Raw genomic sequence first — 21,809 nt, 5'->3', positions numbered from 1 at the left:
GGCAGGTTCTCGGCCATCGGCACGGTCGCGGTGACCTCGACCGGCAGGCCCAGCTCGGCGACCAGGCAGACGGTGGCGATCACGGCGGCCGCACCGGCCCCGGAGCAGGCCCCGGCCGCCACCTCCGGCCGGCCGACCCCGAGCCCCTCGCCGGCCGCCCAGCCCGACACCTCGCTGCGCGGGCGCACCGAGAAGCTCTCCCGCCTGCGCACCGTCATCGCCCGGCGGATGGTCGAGTCGCTGCAGGTCAGCGCGCAGCTGACGACGGTCGTGGAGGCCGACGTCACCGCCATCGCCCGGCTGCGGGACCGCGCCAAGAAGGACTTCGAGGCGCGCGAGGGCGTCAAGCTCTCCTTCCTGCCGTTCTTCGCCAAGGCTGCGGTCGAAGCGCTCAAGGCCCACCCGGCCGTGAACTCCTCGATCGACCTCGAGGCCGGCACGGTGACCTACCACGACGCCGAGAACCTGGGCGTCGCGGTCGACACCGAGCGCGGCCTGCTGGTGCCGGTCATCAAGGACGCCGGCGACCTGAGCATCGGCGGACTGGCCCGCAAGATCGCCGACCTGGCCGAGCGGACCCGCACCAACAAGGTCACCCCGGACGAGCTCGGCGGCGGCACCTTCACGCTGACCAACACCGGCAGCCGCGGGGCGCTGTTCGACACGCCGATCATCAACCAGCCGCAGGTGGCGATCCTCGGCGTCGGCACCGTGGTCAAGCGCCCGGTCGTCGTCCAGGACCGCGACCTCGGCGAGGTCATCGCGGTCCGGTCGATGGTCTACCTGGCGCTGACCTACGACCACCGGATCGTCGACGGCGCCGACGCGGCCCGCTTCCTCGGCTCGGTGAAGGAGCGGCTGGAGGCCGGCCAGTTCCACGGCGAGCTCGGCCTCGCCTGAACAAGGACCCCCTGCCCCCCATCGTCGAAGGACCCCATCCTCCCCATCCCTCGCGAGCTCGGGATGAGCCTCTGGACGGGGCCAGCGACGGGACCCTGCAGGGGGCCATCGGGGCCCCGGCAGCAGCCGGGGCCCCGATCGCGTCCGCCCCCTGGAGGAGACAGATGAAGGTCGCGGTCACCGGCTCCTCCGGGCTGATCGGGACGCGCCTGGTGGCCGCCCTGCGGACCGACGGGCACGAGGTGCTGCGGCTGGTGCGCCGGACGCCGCGGACGGCCGACGAGCACCGTTGGGACCCCCATCACCGGCGGATCGACCCGGACCTGCTGTCCGACGTCGACGCCGTGGTCAACCTGGCCGGCACCCCCATCCGGCCGCGCCCCTTCACCGCCGGCTACAAGGAGCAGCTGCGCTCCAGCCGGCTGGACAGCACCACCACGGTCAGCGAGGCGCTGGCGGCGGCGGCCGGTGCCGACCCGGGCCGCCGTCGGGTGCTGCTCTCGGCCTCGGCCGTGGGCTACTACGGCGACACCGGCGACCGGGCGGTGCAGGAGGACGCGCCGCCCGGTAGTGACTTCCTGGCCCGGCTGTGCGCCGACTGGGAGGCCGCGACCCGACCTGCCGAGGACGCCGGCGTGCGGGTGGTACACCTGCGCACCGGCCTGGTCGTCGGGCGCGACGCCATGCTGATGCGCATCCTGGGCCTGGTCTTCCGGGCCGGCCTCGGCGGGCGCATGGGGTCCGGACGGCAGTACTGGCCGTGGATCAGCCTGGACGACGAGGTCGACGCGATCCGCTTCCTGCTGACCGCCGACGTCTCCGGGCCCGTGAACCTCACCGGCCCCCGCCCGGTCACCAACGCCGAGTTCGTCCGGCGCCTGGCCGCGGCGGTGCACCGGCCTGCTGTCCTGCCGGTCCCGGGCCTGCTGCTCTCGCTCGCCCTCGGTGAGTTCGGCCGCTCCAGCGTGCTGGCCGGGCAGCGTGCCGTCCCCGCCGCCCTGGAGCGGGCCGGCTACCGGTGGACGCATCCCGACCTCGACGACGCCTTCCGGGCGGCCCTGCAGCGCGGCTGACCCGCCTCACCCGACCCGCTCGGCCGACGAGATCCGCCAGCCCTGGGCGGTCGCCTCCAGCGTCATCCGCACCTCCGCCGCGCCGCGCTCGCGGACCGGGCGCAGCGCCGGGCCGCCGGGGTCGGCCGCTCGCACCACCTCGTACGCCGGCCAGCGGTCCACCACCCGCAGGGTCACCGGGCCCGCGCCGGGCGTCCCGTCGAGCAGGCTCGCACTGACCACCTCGGGCGCGAAGCCGCGCAGCGCCTCCCCGGCCGCGGTCAGGGCGGCCACGGTGTCCCGGTCGGCCGCGAGGAGCGTGCTGCCGGGGACGTACACGTCGTCGAGCAGCCGCACGGACCCGGAGGTCAGCGCCTCCGACCGGCGCTCGTACAGCCGGGTGAGCCGGGCTCGCCAGTCCTCCTCGGGCCGGGGAGCGGGCTCCGACGAGGCGGCCGTCGTCGGAGCCGCGGTGACCCCCGGGGCGGGGACCGGCGGTGGGGACGCCGGCGTCTGCGCGGCAGCTGACGTCGGCGCGGCCGCCGATGGGCTGGGTGCCGGCTCCGGCGTGCGTGGTGTGCTGGCGGCTCGGTCGGCCGGGGCGGCCGGCTCCGGCGCCGGTGCCGGTGCCCCGCCCCACCAGCCACCGAGCTGGACCACGAGGACCACGGCGGCGGCCACGCCGGCCAGCACGGCCGCTCGCCGCAGCAGCGGGCCGGACGCCGCGAGCCGGGCGCGCAGGCCCGGGCGTCCGGGCGCGGCCTCCTCGACGACCCGCCGGTGCCGCCCGGGCACCTGGTGGGTGAGCTCGGTGCGCGGGCCGCGGCCGGTGCGGGCCAGCTCCTCGTCGGGCACTCCGGCCCTCGGTAGCCGAACGGGCTCGGGGCGGCAGGCGTGCCGCAGGTCCAACGCGAATGCGGCGGCCGACCCGCGGTCGTGCGGGTCGGCCGAGAGCCCGCGGGTGACGACAGCCAGCAGGTCCGCCGGGGCGTCGGGGGCGAGCTCGGCGAGGTCCGGCAGCGCACCCTCCGCGGCCACCCCCAGTGTGTCGGCCGGCGTCGCGGCGTTCCACGGCGCCACCCCGGTCAGCGCGTGGAACGCAGCCGCGGCGACACCGAAGACGTCCGAGGCCGGGCCGGGCGCCCCACCGCGGGCCACGGTGGGGTCGACGTAGGCCGGTGTGACCTCACCGGCCGCCGTCTCCCCCAGCACCCGTGCCACGCCCAGGTCGGTGAGCACCGGGCGCCCCTCGGCGGTGAACACGACGTTGCCCGGGGAAAGGTCGCCGTGCACCACCCCGTGCTCGTGCGCGTGCGCCAGCGCGGCAGCCACGGGAGCGAGGGCGGTGACCACCTCCCCCGGCCGCAGCCGGCCGCGGCGGGCCAGCAGTGCGGCCAGGCTGCCGCCGGCCAGCAGGTCGAGCACCAGGGCCACCCGCGGCTGCCCACCACGGCGAGGCTCGTGCACCACCTCGTGCAGCCGGACCAGGTGCGGGTGGTCCAGCTCCCCGAGCAACGCCGCCTCGCGCGCTTGCCGTTCGGCGTCCCCGGCCACCAGCAGCTTGACCGCGACCGCCGGGCCGCCCGATCGGGGCACCGCGCGCCACACCTCACCGGAGCCGCCGCGGCCGAGCAGCTCCTCGAGCCGGTAGCCGGGGACGACGGGTGCGGGAGGGGACGACGGCATGCCGGGCACCGTAGGCGGACCGGCGGCTCCCCTGCCGACGCTGTCCACAGGCGCCGGCCGCCTCCACAACGCCGGGCCCGGACGGGTGGGCCGGCGCCGGGGGTCCTAGGTTCGGGTCCATGCCGTTGCCCGCCCGCGCCCAGGTCGTCGTCGTGGGGGCCGGGCTGGCCGGGTTGTCGGCGGCCGTCCGGCTGCACGCCGCGGGCGTCGACGTGCACGTCGCCGAGGCGGCCGCACACGCCGGCGGGCGGCTGTCCACCGAGCGGGTCGACGGCTTCGTCGTCGACCGCGGCTTCCAGGTGCTCAACACCGGCTACCCGCGGGCTGCCGACCTCGACCTGGCGGCGCTCGACCTCGGCTGGTTCTGGCCGGGTGCGGTCGTCCGGGTCGACGGCCGCCGGTCCCGCGTCGTCGACCCGCGGCGGCGGCCCACGGCCGCGCTGGACACGCTGCGCGCGCCGCTCGGGTCACCGCTGCGCAGGGCCGCCATCGCCGCCTACTCCGCCCGGGCCGGCTACACCCCGGTCGAGCGCCTGCTGCGGGAGCGGGAGACCAGCGCCGAGGACCGGCTGCGGCGGGCCGGTGTGGGCGACACGGCGCTGGAGCGCTTGTTCCGGCCCTTCCTCGCCGGGGTGCTCCTGGAGGACCGGCTGGAGACCTCGAGCCACTACCTCGACCTGCTGTGGCGGAGCTTCGCGCGCGGCGCCATCGGCCCGCCGGCCCGCGGCATGCAGTCGATCGGCGAGCAGCTGGCCGACCGGGTCGGTCCCGACCGCCTGCACCTCGGTGTCCCGGTCACGGCCGTGCGCGGCGACGCGGTCACCACCGACGACAGGCACACCCGTGCCGACGCGGTCGTCGTCGCCACCGACCCCGGCACCGCCGCCGCGCTGGTCCCCGGGCTGACGGCGTCCGCGCCGCGGCAGGTCACCACCCACTTCCACGTGCTGCCCGCCTCCCCGACCGGGGAGCCGCTGCTGGTCCTCGGGACGCCGGGCGGGCGGCTGGTCAACGGCGTCGTGCTCACTGACGCCCAGCCCGCCTACAGCCCCGACGGCCGGGCCCTGGTCGCCAGCTCCAGCCTCGCCGCCACCCGCGAGGTCGACGTGCGCGCCGAGGTCGCCGCGCTGCACGGCGTGGGCCCGGGCGACCTGGAGCACCTCACCTCGGTCACCGTGCCGCGGGCCCAGCCGGCCGCCGTCCCGCCGCTGTGCCTGCGGCAGCCGGTCGAGCTGGGCGACGGGTTGTTCGTGGCCGGCGACCACCGCGACACCCCGTCCATCCAGGGCGCGATGGCCAGCGGGGCGCGGGCCGCCCGCGCCGTCCTGCGGGCCCTGGGCGCCGACCAGTGAGGAGCCGCCTGACCGTGCCCGCCACCGCCCCGATCATCCTGGCGACCAGCATCGGCTTCGACTCCCGGCGCCGCGGCCCCTACGACTGGGCGCCGGGCCCGGTCTTCGACCTCGCCTTCGAGCTGGCGGGTGCGCCCGAGCGGCCGCGCCTGTGCTATCTCGGCACCGCCGCCGGCGACGACCCGGTGCGGGTGGCCGGCGTGTACGGCGCCTTCGCCAGCAGCGGGGTGCAGGTCAGCCACCTGAGCCTGTTCCCGATGCCGACCGTGCCCGACGTCCGCGCGCACCTGCTGGCCCAGGACGTCGTCTGGGTCGGTGGCGGCAGCGTGGCCAACCTGCTCGCGGTGTGGCGCGTGCACGGGGTCGACGAGGTGTTCCGCGAGGTGTGGGAGGCCGGGGTCGTGCTGGGCGGGGTGTCGGCCGGGTCGCTGTGCTGGCACGTCGGCGGCACCACCGACTCCTACGGCCCCGACCTGCGCCCGGTGACCAACGGGCTGGGGCTGATCCCGACGTCCAACGGTGTGCACTACGACTCCGAGGAGCAGCGCCGTCCGCTGTACCACCGGCTCGTGGCCGACGGCACGCTGCCCGGTGGGCACGCCACCGACGACGGCGTGGGGCTGGTCTACCGCGGCACCGAGCTGGTGGAGGCGGTCGCCGACCGGCCGGACAAGGCCGCCTACCGGGTGGAGCGGGGGCCCGACGGCACGGCCGTCGAGACCCGCATCGAGCCGCGCCGGCTGCGCTGATCGACCCCGTTCCAGGCCCTCCGGCTCCCTGCAGGGTCCCGCCGCGAGCTGGCGAGTGGTGGGGGCAGGGGGTCCTTTCTCTAGGCTGGGTCCCGTGAGCGAGCTGCAGGTCGTCCGGGCGGGCACGGTTCCCTACGAGGAGGCATGGGCGATGCAGCGCGAGCTGCACGCGGCCCGGGTGGCCGGCGAGGGCCCCGACACGCTGCTGCTGCTCGAGCACCCGCCGGTCTACACCGCGGGCAAGCGCACCGAGCCGCACGAGCGCCCCTTCGACGGCACTCCGGTCATCGACGTGGACCGCGGCGGCAAGATCACCTGGCACGGCCCCGGCCAGCTCGTCGGCTACCCGATCGTCCGGTTGGCCGACCCGGTCGACGTCGTCGCCCACGTGCGGCGCCTCGAGGCGGCGCTCATCGAGGTCTGCGACGGTCTCGGCCTGGCCGCCGAGCGGGTCGAGGGCCGCAGCGGCGTGTGGGTGCGCGCCGACGATCGCGGCCCGGACCGCAAGGTCGCCGCCATCGGGGTCCGGGTGGCCAGGGGCGTGACCATGCACGGGTTCGCGCTCAACTGCGACCCCGACATGTCGGCCTTCAGCAACATGATCCCCTGCGGGATCGTGGACGCCGGCGCCACCTCGCTCACGACCGAGCTGGGCCGCGACGTGACCGTCGCCGAGGTCATCGACCCGGTGGAGGCGGCGATGCGCGAGGTGCTCACCGCCGCCGTCCCCGTCTGACGACGGCCTCCCTGCAGGGTCCCGCCGCGAGCGTGCGAGTGGTGGGGGGCAGGGAGGTCCTCTTTCAGCCGACGACGAAGTTGACCAGCCGGCCGGGGACGGCGACGACGCGGCGCACCGTCTTCCCGTCCAGGTGCGCGGCCACCCTCTCGTCGGCGCGGGCGGCGGCCTCCAGGGCGGCGGCGTCGGCGTCCGCCGGGACGGTCACCTGGGCGCGCACCTTGCCGTTGACCTGGACGGCGACCTGCACCGTGTCCTCGACCAGCCAGCGCTCGTCGGCCTCCGGGAACGGGTGCCACGCCAGCGACTGCTCGTGGCCCAGCCGCGCCCACAGCTCCTCGGCGATGTGCGGGGCCAGCGGCGCCACCAGCAGCACCAGCGGCTCGGCCACCGACCGCGGCACCGCGGAGTCGGCGCCGTGGACCTGGGTCAGGTGGTTGGTCAGCTCGGTGATCCGGGCGATCGCGATGTTGAACCGCAGCGTCGCCATGCCGTCCCGCACGCCGGCGATCGCCCGGTGCAGCGCCCGCAGCGTCTCCTCGGCCGGCTGCGCGTCGTCCGCCGTCCGGACCGCGCCGGTCTCCTCGTCGACGATCACCCGCCAGATCCGCTGCAGCAGCCGCTGCGAGCCGACGACGGCCTTGGTCTCCCACGGCCGCGACTGCTCCAGCGGGCCGGTCGACATCTCGTAGACCCGCAGCGTGTCGGCGCCGTACGCGGCGATCATCTCGTCCGGCGTCACCATGTTCTTCAGGCTCTTGCCCATCTTCCCGTACTCACGGTTGACCGGCTTGCCCTCGAACGTGAAGCGGCCGTCCTCCTCGACCACCTCGGCGGCGGGCACGTAGAAGCCCCGCTCGTCGGTGTAGGCGTAGGCCGAGATGTAGCCCTGGTTGACCAGCCGGCGGAACGGCTCCTCGCTGGAGACGTACCCCAGGTCGAACAGCACCTTGTGCCAGAACCGGGCGTACAGCAGGTGCAGGACGGCGTGCTCGACGCCGCCGACGTACAGGTCGACGCCGCCGACGTCCCCGCGCTCGCGCGGGCCCAGCCAGTAGCGCTCCAGCTCCGGGTCGACCATCTGGGTGTCGTCACCCGGGTCCAGGTAGCGCAGGTAGTACCAGCAGGACCCGGCCCAGTTGGGCATGGTGTTGGTCTCGCGGCGGTACTTCTTCGGGCCGTCGCCCAGGTCCAGCTCGACCGTCGTCCACTCCGTCGCCCGCGACAGCGGCGGCTCCGGGGCGGAGTCGGCGTCGTCGTCGGCGAAGGTCTTCGGCGAGTAGTCGTCGACCTCGGGCAGCAGCACCGGCAGCATCGAGTCCGGGACGGCGACCGGCAGGTCGTTCTCGTCGTAGACGACCGGGAAGGGCTCGCCCCAGTAGCGCTGCCGGCTGAACAGCCAGTCGCGCAGCTTGTAGGTGGTCGTCGCCTCGCCGTAGCCCCTGGCGACCAGCCACTCGGTGATCCGGGCGATGGCCTCCGCCTTGTCGAGGCCGTCCAGCGAGATCTCGTCGTTGGCCGAGTTGATCATCGGGCCGCCGCCGGTCCAGGCGCCGCCGTCCCAGTCGGCCGGAGGCTGGACGGTGCGGATCACCGGCAGACCGAAGGCCTCGGCGAACTCCCAGTCCCGGGTGTCCTCACCGGGCACGGCCATGATCGCGCCGGTGCCGTAGCCGGTCAGCACGTAGTCGGCGATGAACACCGGCAGCTCCCGGTCGTTCACCGGGTTGACGGCGCTGACCCCCAGCCACACGCCGGTCTTCTCGCGGCCGGCGTCCTGCCGGTCCAGCTCCGACCGGCGGGAGGCCTGCCGCTGGTACTCGCGCACCGCCTCGCTGGGGGTCGCCGCGCCGCCGGTCCAGCGGGGGTCGGTGCCGTCCGGCCACTCCGCGGCGGTCAGCGTCCCGACCAGCGGGTGCTCGGGCGCCAGCACCATGTACGTGGCGCCGAACAGCGTGTCGGGCCGGGTGGTGAAGACCTCGATCGTCTGATCCGCGCAGGAGAACCCGATCCGCGCGCCGGTGGAGCGGCCGATCCAGTTGCGCTGCATCAGCTTCAGGGAGTCCGACCAGTCCAGCCGGTCCAGGTCCTCCAGCAGCCGGTCGGCGTAGGCGGTGATCCGCATCATCCACTGGGTCAGCGGGCGCCGGAACACCGGGAAGTTGCCGCGCTCGGAGCGCCCGTCGGGCGTGACCTCCTCGTTCGACAGCACCGTGCCCAGGCCCGGGCACCAGTTGACCGGGGCCTGGTGCAGGTAGGCCAGCCGGTGCGCGTCGACGACCCGGCGCCGCTCGACGTCGTCCAGCTCGGCCCACGGCCGGCCGGTGTCGTTGGTGCCGGGCGCCGGCTCGCGCGTGCCGGCGTCCAGCTCGGCTACCAGCTCGGCGATCCGCCGCGCCTTGCCGGCGTCCTCGTCGAACCAGGACCCGAAGACCTGCAGGAAGATCCACTGGGTCCACTTGTAGTAGCCCGGGTCGATCGTCGCGAAGGTGCGGCGCTCGTCGTGGTCGATGCCCAGCCGGCGCAGCTGCACCTTGATGGCGGCGATGTTGGCCTCGGTGGTGACCCGCGGGTGCTGGCCGGTCTGGACGGCGTACTGCTCGGCGGGCAGGCCGAACGCGTCGTAGCCCATCGGGTGCAGCACGTTGGCGCCGTCCATGCGGCGGAACCGGCTCGTGGCGTCGGTGCCCAGGTAGCCCAGCGGGTGGCCGACGTGCAGGCCGGCCCCCGAGGGGTACGGGAACATGTCCATCACGAAGTACTTGGGCCGGTCGGCGACCCGCTCGAAGCCCTCGGACAGCCGGCCTGTCGGGTTCGGGGTGTGGAACGTCCCCTCGGCCTCCCAGCGGTCCTGCCAGGCGAGCTCGATCCGCTGCGCCAGGGCGGGCGTGTAGCGGTGCGGCGGGACGTCCCCCACCTGCTCGACACTCGGCTGGTCGGCCGTCTGGCTCATCGTCGTGCTCCTGGTCCTCGGGGTGCTCGTACCGGCGGCGGACAGCAAAAGACCCCTCACGCAGGAGGGGTCGCCGTGCTGACGGGGGATCTCAGGTCAGCACGGCCGCACAAGGAGGAGCCGCCTGGTCACGCCCCCGAGCCTACCCCGGTCGGCGCCCCTCCCCGCTCTCACCCGCGCAGGGGAGGAACCGTGGCCAGGACCGCTCACCGGCCTACCTGCGCCACCTCCCGGCCCACGAGCTGGAGCTCGACCGGAGCCTCACACTCCACGTCGGGCGGGACCCCCGTGCGACGGCGATCGTCCGGCGCCCCGTCGCGCTCGCCCGCGACCTCGGCCGCACGCTGGTCGCCGCGTGCGTGGAGGACCCGGGGACCGCCACGGCGCTCGCCGCGCTGGGGTGCGACACCACGCGGGGGTACGCGATCGCCCGGCCGATGCCGGTCGAGGACCTGCTGACGCGGTTGACCCGTCCCGCGAGCCCGCTACAGCCGCTGTAACGATAGCGCGTCGATGCAGGTGGGGCGCCACCTCGGCAGCCCCCACGCCCAGGCGGTCGGGATCGGACACCTCGGGCGGGGCCGGCGACGTGCACCTGCAGGCGGCGCAGGGTCAGCCGGCCCCGGCAGGCCGTCGGGGAGCGCCCTGCCGCGATCCCGCGGAGGAATGCAGCCGCACCCCGCGACGCCGTCGAGCCCTCGTCGCACCCGCCGCCCCGGAGATTGCATCGGGGTGTGCCGTCCGCGGGGACCGGGCAGGATGGCCGCCGACACGATCAACCGGAGGTGCATCCCGTGTTCCGCAAGAAGACGCACGGCCAGATCATCGGCGAGGAGCTGCAGGAGGGCCTCGCCCACATCGGCACGGCGGTGGCGGAGGCCCGGCGGGCAGCGACGGAGCAGCTGACACCGCGCGTGGAGGCCGCCCGCGAGGCGAGCGGTCCGGCGCTGGACGCCGCCAAGGCGGCGGTCGCGCCCAAGGTCGCCGCCGCGGTCGCCGTCGCCGCGCCCGCCGTCGAGGCCGCCCGCGACGCCCTCGGCCCGCACGTCGAGGCCGCCCGCGACGCCCTCGGCCCCCGCGTCCTCGCGACCCGTGAGGCGCTCGGTCCCCGGATGGAGGCCGCCCGCGACGCCGCCGTCCCCCACCTGACCGCGGCGGTGACCGCCGCCCAGGCCGCCGCCACCAAGGCCGCCGCCGACCTCACCCCCCGCGTCGAGGCCGCCCGCGACGCGGCACAGCGGACCATGGCGGAGGACGTCGTCCCCCGACTGACCGCCGCCCAGGCCGCCACGCTGGCCTACGCCGCCCCCCGGGTGCTGGCCGCCCGCGAGGCGGTCACCCCGGTGCTGGAGACCACCCGCGAGTCGCTCAGCTCCGGGCTGGGCAGCGCTCGTGACGAGCTCGAGCTGCGCCGCCTGGAGCTCGCCGCCGCGACCGCCAAGGCCGCGAAGAAGCGCGCGGAGCTCGAGAAGGCCGCGGCGAAGAAGCGCCGTGAATTGGAGAAGAAGGTCGCGAAGGCGGGTAAGGGAGCCAAGCGGAAGGTCGGGATCGAGCCCACGCCGCGGCGCTGGCCGTGGCTGCTCGCCGTCCTCGGCATCGCCGCCGCCGTGGCGGTGGTGCTGCGCCGCCGCAGCGGCTCCGACGACCTGTGGACCCCCGCCTCCACCGGCGACGGGCCCGTGCCGAGCTACCGAGAGGACCCCGTGCCCAGCTCCCCGAGCAACTCCGACAAGACCGTCTCGACCGCCCAGACCACCGCAGGGGACGCCACCCCGCCCGACACCGATGCGGGCTCGTGGGCCCAGCAGTCCAAGCCCACGGAGACCCCTGGCTCCGCCACTCCGGGCACCGCGACGACCAGCTCGAACGACCCGGCGCTGGACACCGCCACGGCCTCGCCGAACGACCAGCCGCAGACGGCCTCCGGCGGCATCGGTTCGGACTCCGAGGACCCGCGCAACCCGGCGACCTGACCCGACCCCGTCCCTGAGCAGCAACGCCCGCCTCTGCCGAGGCGGGCGTTGCCGTCTCCGGGGGTACCGTGGTCGATCATGAGCGAGACGGTGGCCCCGACCCCCTCCACCGACGCCCCCCTGGCGCCCGCCGGCCGCAAGCTGCTGCGCCTCGAGGTCCGCAACAGCCAGGTCCCGATCGAGCGCAAGCCGGAGTGGATCAAGACCCGGCTCAAGACCGGCCCGGAGTACACCGAGCTGAAGTCGCTGGTCCGCCGCGAGGGGTTGCACACCGTCTGCGAAGAGGCCGGCTGTCCCAACATCTACGAGTGCTGGGAGGACCGGGAGGCGACCTTCCTCATCGGTGGCGACCAGTGCACCCGGCGCTGCGACTTCTGCCAGATCGACACCGGCAAGCCCGCCGAGTTCGACGCCGACGAGCCGCGCCGCGTGGCCGAGAGCGTCGCCACGATGCAGCTGCGCTACGCCACGGTCACCGGCGTCGCCCGGGACGACCTCCCCGACGGCGGCGCCTGGCTGTACGCCGAGACGGTGCGCCAGATCCACGCCGCCGTCCCCGGGTGCGGCGTCGAGCTGCTCATCCCGGACTTCAACGCCGACCCGGCGCAGCTCGCCGAGGTCTTCTCCTCGCAGCCCGAGGTGCTCGCCCACAACGTCGAGACCGTGCCGCGCATCTTCAAGCGGATCCGCCCCGGCTTCCGGTTCGAGCGCTCACTGGCGGTCATCACCGCCGCCCGCGAGGCCGGGCTGGTCACCAAGTCCAACCTCATCCTCGGCATGGGCGAGGAGCCGCACGAGGTCGTCGAGACGATGCGGGCCCTGCACGAGGCCGGCTGCGACCTGCTGACCATCACCCAGTACCTGCGTCCCTCGCCCCGGCACCACCCCGTCGTCCGCTGGGTCAAGCCCGACGAGTTCGTGGAGTTCCAGCGACAGGCCGAGGAGATCGGCTTCCCCGGCGTGCTGGCCGGGCCGCTGGTGCGCAGCTCCTACCGGGCCGGGCGGCTGTACCAGCAGGCCGTCGAGGCGCGCGGGCTGACCCGCTCGATCTGAGGACGTCGCGGCCAGTCCGGCAGGACCGGCCGCGCCCGCCCCTATCCTGGGGACATGGCACGCAGCAGGCCCACCGACTCCCCCGCGCCGCCCGGCACCGGCAAGGCCGCCACCGGGCCCGGCTCCAAGGCCCGCGGCCGGGGCGCCACGAAGGTCGGCAAGGACGGCCAGCCCAAGGTCGGCCGGCTGAAGAAGGTCGGCAACCAGTTCCGCATGATCAAGCAGGCCTACTCGCTGACCCGCAAGAACGACCCCAAGTTGCCCTGGGTCATGCTGATCGCCTTCGTGGCGGCCGCCGCGGTGGTCGAGCTCATCGGCGTCCTGCTCAGCTCGCCGTTCCTCTTCTTGCCGATCGCGATCCTGTTCGGCGCGCTCGCCGCGCTGATCGTCTTCGGCCGCCGCGCGCAGGGCTCGGCCTACCGCCAGGTGGAGGGGCAGCCCGGCGCCGCGGCGTGGGTCCTCGAGGGCATGCGCGGCGACTGGCAGGTCTCCGCGGGCGTCGCCGGCACCACGCAGCTCGATGCCGTCCACCGGGTGCTCGGCCGCCCCGGCGTGATCCTGGTCGGCGAGGGCGCACCGTCGCGGGTCCGTCCGCTGCTGGCCCAGGAGAAGAAGCGCATCGCCCGGATCGCCGGGGAGGCCCCGATCTACGACGTCCTCGTCGGTGACGAGGAGGGCCAGGTGCCGCTGCGCAAGCTCAGCGCCCACGTGATGAAGCTGCCGCGCAACCTCTCCGGCGGTGAGCTCAACGCCCTGCGCAAGCGGCTCGCCGCCCTGGGCGGCAGCCGGATGCCGGTGCCCGGCGGCCCGCTCCCCGGCGGCCGGCAGATGAGCGTCAGTCAGCGGCAGGTCCGCCGGCGCTGACCCCGGATGGCCTCCCTGCAGGCGGAAGGACCCCCTCCTCCCCACCGCTCGCATGCTCGCGGCGGTACCCGGGAGGGGGCCGAGCGGTGGGGGCAGGGAGGTCCTTCAACAGTCGCGGACCACGGCGGTGTCGGTCAGCCGGTCGTGCAGCCCGCGACCGTCGGCGTCCACCACGAGGGCGGGCACCAGCAGCATCAGCAGCGCCGTCCGGACGACGGCCCGCCACAGGGCCAGCCGCTCCTCCGGCCGCGGGTGGGCCAGCCGCAGCCCGAACAGCCGCATGCCCGGCGTCTGGCCGAAGGCGACCAGGGTGACCACGGTGATGAGGCCGAACGGCAGCAGGCTCCAGTTGCCGGGCAGCGACGGCGCGGTGAACAGGCCCGCGACGAGCGCGGCGGCGACCGCGTCGACCAGGAAGGCGCCGACCCGGCTGCCGAAGGTGGCCAGTGCACCGGGCCCCTCGGCGGGCAGCCCCAGTGCGGCACCCCGCGGGCGCTCTTGAGAGGGTGGCTGCGCGTCCCGGACCATGGCCCTCAGCGTAGGACGCGACCGCAGACCGACCGGCTGACCGGCGGCAACGGTCCGGCGACACGCCGGACGCCGTTGTTACCGGCACGAAACACCCGAGACACCGCGGGGCAACCGCCCGCTCGTACGTTCGCCACGGCTGTCCGCCCCAACCCGGAGGATCCATGTTCACCAGTCCCGACGAGGTCGCCGCCTACATCCGCGACAACGACGTCCAGTTCGTCGACGTCCGCTTCTGCGACCTGCCCGGCGTCATGCAGCACTTCACCATCCCTGCGTCGACGTTCGGCGAGGACACCTTCTCCGAGGGCCTGGGCTTCGACGGGTCGTCGATCCGCGGCTTCCAGGCGATCAACGAGTCGGACATGCTGCTGCTGCCCGACGCCAACAGCGCCTTCGTGGACCCGTTCCGCAAGCACAAGACGCTGAACATCAACTTCTTCATCCACGACCCGATCACCCGCGAGGCCTACAGCCGCGACCCGCGGAACGTGGCGAAGAAGGCCGAGGCGTACCTGGCCAGCAGCGGGATCGCCGACACCGCGTACTTCGGCCCCGAGGCCGAGTTCTACGTCTTCGACTCCGTCCGGCACTCGACCGGCATCAACGAGGGCTACTACCACATCGACGCGGTCGAGGGCTCCTGGAACTCCGGCTCGCTGACCGGCGAGAACGGCGGCCCCAACCTGGGCTACAAGACCCGCCCCAAGGGCGGATACTTCCCGGTCGAGCCGTACGACCACCAGAGCGATCTGCGCGCCGACATGATGCTCAACCTGGCCCGCGCGGGGCTGGAGCTCGAGCGCGGCCACCACGAGGTGGGCACCGGCGGTCAGGCCGAGATCAACTACAAGTTCGACACGCTGCTGCGGTCGGCCGACAGCCTGATGCTGTTCAAGTACATCATCAAGAACACCGCCTGGGCCGCCGGCAAGACCGCCACCTTCATGCCCAAGCCGCTGTTCGGCGACAACGGCTCGGGCATGCACTGCCACCAGTCGCTCTGGAAGGACGGCGAGCCGCTCTTCCACGCCGAGACCGGGTACGCGGGCCTGTCCGACACCGCCCGCCACTACATCGGCGGCCTGCTGGCCCACGCCCCGTCGCTGCTGGCCTTCACCAACCCGACGGTGAACAGCTACCACCGCCTGGTGCCCGGCTACGAGGCCCCGATCAACCTGGTCTACTCGGCCCGCAACCGCTCGGCCTGCTGCCGCATCCCGATCTCCGGCGACAGCCCCAAGGCCAAGCGCATCGAGTTCCGCGTGCCCGACCCGTCGGCCAACCCCTACCTCGCCTTCTCAGCGATGCTGATGGCCGGCCTCGACGGCATCAAGAACAAGATCGAGCCGCCGGCGCCGGTCGACAAGGACCTCTACGAGCTGCCGCCCGAGGAAGCCCTCGGCATCGAGAAGGTGCCGGCCTCGCTGGACGCCGTCCTCGACCGGCTCGAGGTCGACCACGAGTACCTCATCGACGGCGGGGTGTTCACCCCCGACCTGATCGAGACGTGGATCGAGTACAAGCGGGAGCACGAGATCGACCCGATCCGGCTGCGCCCGCACCCGCACGAGTTCGCGATGTACTACGACATCTGACCCCGTCGGACGCTCCGCGGCCCCCATCCTCGACCCGAGGACGGGGGCCGCGCTGCGTCCACGGCACGGAGTCGACTTGGCCGCCCGAGAGCGGCCCCCGGTACCGTGCAATCCGATGTGTCAATCCCATGGGACGGGGTCGTCCGGAACGGCCGGGGCCGTCCCGACCGCGTCGTCGTGGGTCCAACAGCGAGAAGGCGAGAGTCCATGACCACCGACGGCAACCGCACCAGCGTGGCCGTGATCGGCGCCGGCCCCGCCGGGCTGACCGCCGCCTACGAGTTGGTCCGTCGCCAGGTACCGGTCACCGTGCTCGAGGGTGACTCGATGGTGGGCGGCATCAGCCGCACCGCCGAGCGGGAAGGCTGGCGCTTCGACATCGGCGGCCACCGCTTCTTCACCAAGGTCCCCGAGGTCGAGGCGCTCTGGCACGAGATCCTCCCCGACGAGGACTTCCTGCTCCGGCCGCGGATGAGCCGGATCTTCTACGACGGCAAGCTCTACGACTACCCGCTCAAGGCGAGCAACGCCCTGGGCAACCTCGGCCCGGTCGAGGCCGCGCGCTGCGTGGCGTCCTACCTGTGGGCGCGGATCCGCCCGCCGAAGAACCAGGACACCCTCGAGGGCTGGATCGTCGCCCGCTTCGGCAAGCGCCTCTACCAGCACTTCTTCAAGACCTACAACGAGAAGCTCTGGGGCGTCCCGGTCGACCAGCTGCCGGCCGACTTCGCCGCGCAGCGGATCAAGAACCTGTCGCTGACCGGTGCGGTGATCAACGCGCTGACCCCCAAGCGCAACCAGAAGGAGATCACCTCCCTCATCGAGGAGTTCCAGTACCCGAAGTACGGGCCCGGGATGATGTGGGAGACCGCGGCGCGCAAGGTGCAGGAGCGCGGCGGCACGGTGGTCATGGAGGAGAAGGTCCGCACCGTGCACTGGGAGCCCGGTCGCGGGGTCACCAGCCTGACCACGGTGGTCACCGGCGGCTACGGCGCCGAGGCGGGCGCGCCCGCGGCCACCCGGACCGACGTCGGCGCCGAGAAGCGCTACGAGGCCGACCACGTCATCAGCTCGATGCCGTTCTCCTCGCTGGTGCACGCCCTCGACCCGAAGCCGCCGGCGGAGGTCCTGGCGGCGGCCGACGGCCTGAAGTACCGCGACTTCCTCACCGTGGCGCTCGTGCTCCCGGTCGAGGCCGGCTTCCCCGACAACTGGATCTACATCCACTCCCCCGACGTCCAGGTCGGCCGGATCCAGAACTTCGGCTCCTGGTCGCCGTACCTGGTCAAGGACGGGCGCACCTGCCTGGGCCTGGAGTTCTTCGTCAACGTCGGCGACGACACCTGGAACCGGTCCGACGAGGACCTCATCGCCCAGGGCGCCCGGGAGCTCGAGCACCTGGGGCTGGCCAAGGCCGCCGACGTCGAGCGCGGCTTCGTCGTCCGGATGCCCAAGGCCTACCCGTTCTACGACGCCGGGTACAAGGACAACGTCGAGGTCATCCGGCGCTGGATGGAGGAGCACACGCCGAACCTGCACCCGGTCGGGCGCAACGGCATGTTCCGCTACAACAACCAGGACCACTCGATGCTCACGGCCATGCTGACCGTGCAGAACATCGCCGACGGCACCTCGCACGACATCTGGGACGTCAACGTGGAGGAGGACTACCACGAGGAGGTCTCCTCGCAGCGTCCGGACGCCACGGCGGACGACCACGGGAGTCCCCGCCCCACCGCGGCGTGACGCAGGTACCAGGCGCCCGTCGCCGGCCGGAGTTCCCCGAGGACCCCGCGCCGGCGGCGGGCGCGTCCGCGTCCGGGGCCTCCGACGCGGCCCGCCCGGGCCTGGCCGCCGGCACGCTGCGGCTGGCCCGCCGGCACGCCGTCTTCCTCGTCGCGCTGGTCCTCGCCGCGGTCGCGCGCGGCTACGTGACCGCGGCGTACTCGACGGCGCTGTGGTTCCCCGACTCGGGCACCTACGTCGACCGGGCCGCGTGGGTCGAGCCCGCCGTCGACCGGCCCTGGGGCTATTCGGCGTTCCTGGCCCTGCTCAACCCGGTCACCACCTTCCGCGAGGTGGCGATCGTCCAGCACGTGCTCGGCCTGACCGTCATGGTGCTGCTGTACGTGCTGCTGCAGCGCCGCGGCGTGGCCCGCTGGCTGAGCGTGCTCGCCGTCCTGCCGCTGGGGTTCGACGCCTACCTGCTGAACATCGAGCACTTCATCCTGGCCGAGACGCTCTTCGTGTTCCTCATGGCGCTCGCGCTGGTGCTCCTGCTCGTCCGCGAGCGCCCGGGACCGCTGCTGGTGGCGGGGGCCGGCGTCGTCCTGGGCCTGCTGACCCTCACCCGCACCGTGGGGCTCTTCCTCATCGGCGTCGTCTTCGTCTACCTCGTCGTCCGACTGCTGGTCCGCACGCTGCGCTGGCCGGCGGTCCTCGCGTTCCTCGGTGGCGTCGCCGCGGTGCTGGTGCCCTACGCCGCCTGGTTCGGCAGCGTGCACGGCTCGGTCGCGATCACCGACTACACCGGGCACTTCCTCTACGGCCGGGTCGCCACCTTCGTGCAGTGCGAGGAGGTGGACATGCCCGAACGGCTCCAGCCCCTGTGCCCGACGCTGCCGCCGGAGGAGCGCCGCCCCGGCGACCAGTTCGTCTGGTTCGCCGACAGCCCGGCCAACGCCGTGGTGGACGGCGAACCGGTGTGGTCGGAGGAGGACCTCGCCGAGTTCGCCACCATCGCCATCAAGGGGCAGCCGTGGGACTACCTGCGCCAGCTGCTCTCGGAGACCGTGCACTACGTCGAGCCCGGCCGGGTCTCCGGCCCCCAGGACACCTGCCCGACGTGGTGGGCGTTCCCCTACCCGGATCGGGTGGAGCAGTACGAGTGCACGCCGGTGCTCGCTCCCGGGCCGTACGGTTACGACGAGGAGATGGTCGGGAACCTGCGCTCGTACCAGCGCTACTTCTACACCCCTGGCCCGCTGCTGGGCGTGTGCATGGTCGTGGGCCTGGGCGCGCTGTTCCTGCGCCGGCGGGACTGGCGGGACCGGCTGGACCCGGCGCTCCTGGCGCTGGTCGGGCTCACCCTGATGGCCGGTCCCGCGGCGACCGCCTCGTTCGACTTCCGCTACGTGCTGCCGACGCTGGCCGTGCTGCCCCCGGCCGCCGCGCTGGCGCTGCGCGGGGTCTCGCTGCGACGCCGGCGGGGCGGGCAGGACCCCGCGGAGGAGCCCCGGCCCGAGGCCGCGCCGGCGGCCCGCTGAGCCACGTCGGCCGCGTCCCCGGCCCCCTGCAGGATCCCGCCGCCGGCCCCGTCCCGGGGCCCGCCCTGAGCCTGCGAAGGGTGGGGAGGACGGGGTCCTTTCTCAGGCCGCGTCGCCCTCCAGGTCGAGGTCCTCGAGGCCGACCATGACCTCGTTGGTCTGCAGGGTCACCAGCCAGGCGAGCGCGTGGTCCTCCACCGGCCGGCGCGAGACGTCGGCGATGGCGTCGAGCTGGGCGGCGACCAGACCGCGGGCGGCCTGGTAGACCTCGACCGCGGTCACCGCCGTCCCGAGCTCGTCGAGCCAGAGCCGGCCGTCCCACAGCACGCGGACCTCGGGTCGGGCGCCGACCCCCAGGTCGGCCGCCGCGCTGGCGAGCAGGGACATGCCGGTGCACAGCTCGGTGCGGCGGCTGCGCCAGGGGGACGACGACGGCACGGACACGGGTGCCACCTCTCGGACGGGCCTGCGGGGCCATGGCAACGTGCCCTCGATCTCGGCAGCCGTGGGCGCCGGGTGGACGTCCCCGCACACGGGTGTGACGCCGCGGGTCTCCCGTGACGGGCGAGCCGGGCGACCCGCACACGCCGCGGCCCCGGTCCCCGTGCGGGGACCGGGGCCGCGGTCGTCGGTCGGCCTAGCAGCAGCGGCTGACCGGGTTGCGCTCCGCCTCGTCGGCGCGGCGCCGCTCGAACTCCCGCCGGCTCATCGGCTCGTGCCCGTGCTCGGCACAGTGCCGCAGGTAGTCGTCCCAGCGGGCCTCGCCGCTGCACTCGCGCAGGTACCAGCGCACCCCGCGCCAGGCGCGGCCGGCGGCCGACCTGACGGCGGGAGCCATCCCCCCGCTCACCGTGACGGACCCTCCTCCGTGAAGGTGCCGTGGCCCCGCGCGCCCGCGCCGACCAGCCGCTCCTGCTCGGCCATGGCCCGCTTCTCCTCGGCGGTGGCGAACAGCCCGGACGGCTCGACGATCGACGACGGCACCGCCGGCTCCTCGGTGGTCGGCACCGGCCCGCCGGCCCGCAGCGCGCGGGCGATCACGACCACCGCGTTGACGAGCACGACGAGCACGAGCACCGCGAAGACGGCCTGGAGCACGCCGTTCAGCGTCGAGTTGTCGATGATCCGGTCCATCTGGTCGGCGTTCTGCGCCGGCGCCAGGAGTTCCCCTGCCGCCTCGGCGTCGGCGTACCGCTGCCGCTGCGCGAAGTAGCCGACTCTCGGGTCGGCCGAGAACACCTTCTGCCAGCTCGCCGTCATCGTGACGATCAGGTCCCAGGCCAGCGGGATCCCCGTCACCCAGGCGTACTTGGCCTTGCCGTGCTTGATCAGCAGCACCGTGACCAGGGTCAGGGCGATGGCGGCCAGCAGCTGGTTGGCGATGCCGAACAGCGGGAAGAGCTGGTTCACGCCGCCCAGGGGGTCGGTGACCCCGACGTAGAGGATGTAGCCCCACAGCCCGACCACCGCGGCGCTGGCCATGATGTTGCCCGGCCGCCACAACAGGTCACCGAAGCGCTTCCAGACGTTGCCGATCGTGTCCTGCAGCATGAACCGGCCCACGCGGGTGCCGGCGTCGACGGCGGTGAGGATGAACAGCGCCTCGAACATGATCGCGAAGTGGTACCAGAAGGCCGCCATCCCGGCGCCGAACGCCTGGGACAGGATGTTGGCGATGCCGACGGCCAGGGTCGGCGCGCCGCCGGTGCGCGAGACCAGGCTGGGTTCCTGGACCGGCGCGGAGGCTGCCGCCAGGTCCTGCGCCGTGGTGTCGAATCCCAGTCCGTTCACGTAGGCGGCCGCGCTCTCCACGGTGCCGCCGGTGGCCCCGGCCGGGCTGTTCATCGCGTAGTAGAGCCCCTGGTCGATGACCACGGCGGCGATGAGCGCGCTGATGGCGACGAAGGACTCCATCAGCATGCCGCCGTAGCCGATGAGGCGGACCTGGCTCTCCTTGGCCACCATCTTCGGTGTCGTCCCGGAGGAGATCAGGGCGTGGAAGCCCGACAGCGCGCCGCAGGCGATGGTGATGAAGACGAACGGGAACAGCGAGCCGGCGAAGACCGGGCCGGTGCCCTCCCGGGCGAAATCGGTGACCGCGTCGGCCTGCAGCACCGGCCGGGCGAGGAGCAGGCCGATGGCGAGCAGGACGATGACGCCGATCTTCATGAACGTCGACAGGTAGTCGCGCGGCGTGAGCAGCAGCCACACCGGCAGCACCGAGGCGACGAACCCGTAGACGACCAGGGCGAGGACCAGCCACTCCTTCGACAGCGTCAGCGCGTCGCCGAGCCCGGTGTCGTCGATCAGGCCGCCGCCGATGACCGCCGCCAGCAGCAGGACGACGCCGATCGCGGTGGCCTCCAGCACGCGGCCGGGGCGGAGCGTCCGCAGGTAGACGCCCATGAACAGGGCGATCGGGATGGTGAGGGCGATGGAGAACACGCCCCACGGGGACTCGGCGAGCGCGTTCACCACGATCAGCGCGAGCACGGCCAGGATGATGATCATGATGGCGAAGACGGCGATGAGCGCCGCGATGCCGCCGACGATCCCGATCTCCTCGCGGACCATCTGGCCGAGGCTCTTCCCGTTGCGCCGCATCGAGAAGAACATGACGGTCATGTCCTGCACCGCACCGGCGAAGATCACGCCGACGATGATCCAGATGGTGCCGGGCAGGTAGCCCATCTGCGCGGCGAGCACCGGCCCGACCAGCGGACCGGCGCCGGCGATCGCGGCGAAGTGGTGCCCGAAGAGCACGCGCCGGTCGGTGACGTCGAAGTCGCGGCCGTTCTGCAGCCGCTCCGCCGGGGTGGCCCGCCGGTCGTCGACGCCCAGGGCCCGGTAGGCGATGAACCGGGCGTAGAAGCGGTAGGCGATGGCGTAGGAGGCCAGCGCGGCGAAGAGGATCCACAGCGCCGAGACCGACTCACCGCGGGACAGGGCGAGCACCGTCCAGGCGACGGCGCCGACGGCTGCCACCGCCGTCCAGACGAGGACGCTCTTCGGTGACGGACGACGGCGGCCGCCCCCTCCCGGGGCTCCGCCGTCGGTGTCGGGCCTGCTGACGGTGGTGGACACGTCATCCCTCCCTGC

At 73.8% G+C, this 21,809-nt stretch carries 19 protein-coding genes; 12 read left to right on the top strand and 7 right to left on the bottom strand.

What is annotated here, in order from left to right; genetic code table 11:
• On the bottom strand, positions 1 to 218 hold a 218-nt coding region (locus CNO22_RS28810), incomplete at its 3' end, for a leucyl aminopeptidase family protein (protein ID WP_232806772.1).
• A 10-nt stretch (positions 219 to 228) separates the two neighbouring features.
• Here CNO22_RS28810 and CNO22_RS04060 point away from each other — a divergent pair.
• Positions 229 to 900 carry a 2-oxo acid dehydrogenase subunit E2 gene (locus tag CNO22_RS04060; RefSeq protein ID WP_232806771.1) on the top strand — a complete coding sequence of 224 codons (672 nt, stop codon included), beginning with the start codon at positions 229 to 231 and terminating at the stop codon, positions 898 to 900.
• Positions 901 to 1,064: 164 nt separating this feature from the next.
• Positions 1,065 to 1,973: a TIGR01777 family oxidoreductase gene (locus CNO22_RS04055; protein WP_100498066.1), complete on the top strand. Its 909-nt coding sequence runs from the start codon at positions 1,065 to 1,067 to the stop codon at positions 1,971 to 1,973.
• A gap of 6 nt (positions 1,974 to 1,979) precedes the next feature.
• Here the strand turns inward: CNO22_RS04055 and CNO22_RS04050 are convergent, their stop codons facing one another.
• A complete protein-coding gene (locus CNO22_RS04050; RefSeq protein ID WP_100498075.1) occupies positions 1,980 to 3,638 on the bottom strand; it encodes a serine/threonine-protein kinase in 1,659 nt (552 codons plus the stop codon).
• 119 nt (positions 3,639 to 3,757) lie between these two features.
• Here CNO22_RS04050 and CNO22_RS04045 point away from each other — a divergent pair, with 119 nt between their 5' ends.
• From CNO22_RS04045 to lipB, 3 genes are all read left to right on the top strand, one after another.
• Complete coding sequence (locus tag CNO22_RS04045) at positions 3,758 to 4,990, top strand: FAD-dependent oxidoreductase (RefSeq protein ID WP_100498065.1); 1,233 nt, start codon at positions 3,758 to 3,760, stop codon at positions 4,988 to 4,990.
• A 14-nt stretch (positions 4,991 to 5,004) separates the two neighbouring features.
• Entirely contained in the window at positions 5,005 to 5,739 is a 735-nt protein-coding gene (locus CNO22_RS04040) for a Type 1 glutamine amidotransferase-like domain-containing protein (RefSeq protein ID WP_100498064.1), read from the top strand.
• Between the two features lie 94 nt (positions 5,740 to 5,833).
• Positions 5,834 to 6,475 (top strand): lipoyl(octanoyl) transferase LipB, encoded by a 642-nt coding sequence (gene lipB, locus CNO22_RS04035; protein ID WP_100498063.1) that lies wholly within the window; start codon positions 5,834 to 5,836, stop codon positions 6,473 to 6,475.
• 64 nt (positions 6,476 to 6,539) lie between these two features.
• Here lipB and leuS read toward each other — a convergent pair whose 3' ends face one another.
• Positions 6,540 to 9,428 (bottom strand): leucine--tRNA ligase, encoded by a 2,889-nt coding sequence (gene leuS, locus CNO22_RS04030; protein ID WP_100498062.1) that lies wholly within the window; start codon positions 9,426 to 9,428, stop codon positions 6,540 to 6,542.
• 218 nt (positions 9,429 to 9,646) lie between these two features.
• Between leuS and CNO22_RS04025 the strand changes: the two genes are divergently transcribed.
• From CNO22_RS04025 to CNO22_RS04005, 4 genes are all read left to right on the top strand, one after another.
• The gene (locus CNO22_RS04025) at positions 9,647 to 9,928 is read left to right on the top strand and encodes an EAL domain-containing protein (RefSeq protein ID WP_100498061.1); all 282 of its coding nucleotides are present in this window, start codon (positions 9,647 to 9,649) and stop codon (positions 9,926 to 9,928) included.
• A 294-nt stretch (positions 9,929 to 10,222) separates the two neighbouring features.
• Positions 10,223 to 11,401 carry a hypothetical protein gene (locus CNO22_RS27450; RefSeq protein WP_157936788.1) on the top strand — a complete coding sequence of 393 codons (1,179 nt, stop codon included), beginning with the start codon at positions 10,223 to 10,225 and terminating at the stop codon, positions 11,399 to 11,401.
• Between the two features lie 78 nt (positions 11,402 to 11,479).
• On the top strand, positions 11,480 to 12,454 hold the full coding sequence (gene lipA, locus CNO22_RS04010) for a lipoyl synthase (RefSeq protein ID WP_100498059.1): 975 nt from the start codon (positions 11,480 to 11,482) through the stop codon (positions 12,452 to 12,454).
• Positions 12,455 to 12,508: 54 nt separating this feature from the next.
• The gene (locus tag CNO22_RS04005) at positions 12,509 to 13,318 is read left to right on the top strand and encodes a DUF4191 domain-containing protein (protein WP_100498058.1); all 810 of its coding nucleotides are present in this window, start codon (positions 12,509 to 12,511) and stop codon (positions 13,316 to 13,318) included.
• Between the two features lie 105 nt (positions 13,319 to 13,423).
• Here the strand turns inward: CNO22_RS04005 and CNO22_RS04000 are convergent, their stop codons facing one another.
• Positions 13,424 to 13,846, bottom strand: coding sequence for an RDD family protein (locus tag CNO22_RS04000; RefSeq protein WP_100498057.1), 423 nt, complete (start codon positions 13,844 to 13,846; stop codon positions 13,424 to 13,426).
• Positions 13,847 to 14,010: 164 nt separating this feature from the next.
• Here CNO22_RS04000 and glnA point away from each other — a divergent pair, with 164 nt between their 5' ends.
• From glnA to CNO22_RS03985, 3 genes are all read left to right on the top strand, one after another.
• The gene (glnA, locus tag CNO22_RS03995; RefSeq protein ID WP_100498056.1) at positions 14,011 to 15,444 is read left to right on the top strand and encodes a type I glutamate--ammonia ligase; all 1,434 of its coding nucleotides are present in this window, start codon (positions 14,011 to 14,013) and stop codon (positions 15,442 to 15,444) included.
• 207 nt (positions 15,445 to 15,651) lie between these two features.
• On the top strand, positions 15,652 to 17,190 hold the full coding sequence (locus CNO22_RS03990; protein ID WP_100498055.1) for an NAD(P)/FAD-dependent oxidoreductase: 1,539 nt from the start codon (positions 15,652 to 15,654) through the stop codon (positions 17,188 to 17,190).
• Positions 17,187 to 18,710 (top strand): phospholipid carrier-dependent glycosyltransferase, encoded by a 1,524-nt coding sequence (locus CNO22_RS03985; protein WP_100498054.1) that lies wholly within the window; start codon positions 17,187 to 17,189, stop codon positions 18,708 to 18,710. Before CNO22_RS03990 ends, CNO22_RS03985 begins: the two co-directional genes overlap by 4 nt.
• A 102-nt stretch (positions 18,711 to 18,812) precedes the next feature.
• Here CNO22_RS03985 and CNO22_RS03980 read toward each other — a convergent pair whose 3' ends face one another.
• The 3 genes from CNO22_RS03980 to CNO22_RS03970 form a co-directional block, all read right to left on the bottom strand.
• The gene (locus CNO22_RS03980; RefSeq protein WP_100498053.1) at positions 18,813 to 19,154 is read right to left on the bottom strand and encodes a hypothetical protein; all 342 of its coding nucleotides are present in this window, start codon (positions 19,152 to 19,154) and stop codon (positions 18,813 to 18,815) included.
• A gap of 193 nt (positions 19,155 to 19,347) precedes the next feature.
• A complete protein-coding gene (locus tag CNO22_RS03975; protein ID WP_100498052.1) occupies positions 19,348 to 19,548 on the bottom strand; it encodes a YbdD/YjiX family protein in 201 nt (66 codons plus the stop codon).
• 8 nt (positions 19,549 to 19,556) lie between these two features.
• Complete coding sequence (locus CNO22_RS03970) at positions 19,557 to 21,794, bottom strand: carbon starvation CstA family protein (protein ID WP_100498051.1); 2,238 nt, start codon at positions 21,792 to 21,794, stop codon at positions 19,557 to 19,559.
• Between the last annotated feature and the right edge of the window lie 15 nt (positions 21,795 to 21,809).

The organism is Geodermatophilus chilensis (assembly GCF_002802985.1).
Taxonomy (GTDB): Bacteria; Actinomycetota; Actinomycetes; order Mycobacteriales; family Geodermatophilaceae; genus Geodermatophilus; species Geodermatophilus chilensis.
The sequence above is the reverse complement of the archived record's forward strand: the minus strand, read 5'-3'. Positions and strand labels throughout refer to the sequence as shown.

Coding starts and splice junctions, on each gene's coding strand:
- CNO22_RS04060 (WP_232806771.1), top strand. CDS start 229: ATGGTCGAGTCGCTGCAGGTCAGCGCGCAGCTGACGACGGTCGTGGAG.
- CNO22_RS04055 (WP_100498066.1), top strand. CDS start 1,065: ATGAAGGTCGCGGTCACCGGCTCCTCCGGGCTGATCGGGACGCGCCTG.
- CNO22_RS04050 (WP_100498075.1), bottom strand. CDS start 3,638: ATGCCGTCGTCCCCTCCCGCACCCGTCGTCCCCGGCTACCGGCTCGAG.
- CNO22_RS04045 (WP_100498065.1), top strand. CDS start 3,758: ATGCCGTTGCCCGCCCGCGCCCAGGTCGTCGTCGTGGGGGCCGGGCTG.
- leuS (WP_100498062.1), bottom strand. CDS start 9,428: ATGAGCCAGACGGCCGACCAGCCGAGTGTCGAGCAGGTGGGGGACGTC.
- lipA (WP_100498059.1), top strand. CDS start 11,480: ATGAGCGAGACGGTGGCCCCGACCCCCTCCACCGACGCCCCCCTGGCG.
- CNO22_RS04005 (WP_100498058.1), top strand. CDS start 12,509: ATGGCACGCAGCAGGCCCACCGACTCCCCCGCGCCGCCCGGCACCGGC.
- CNO22_RS04000 (WP_100498057.1), bottom strand. CDS start 13,846: ATGGTCCGGGACGCGCAGCCACCCTCTCAAGAGCGCCCGCGGGGTGCC.
- glnA (WP_100498056.1), top strand. CDS start 14,011: ATGTTCACCAGTCCCGACGAGGTCGCCGCCTACATCCGCGACAACGAC.
- CNO22_RS03990 (WP_100498055.1), top strand. CDS start 15,652: ATGACCACCGACGGCAACCGCACCAGCGTGGCCGTGATCGGCGCCGGC.
- CNO22_RS03975 (WP_100498052.1), bottom strand. CDS start 19,548: ATGGCTCCCGCCGTCAGGTCGGCCGCCGGCCGCGCCTGGCGCGGGGTG.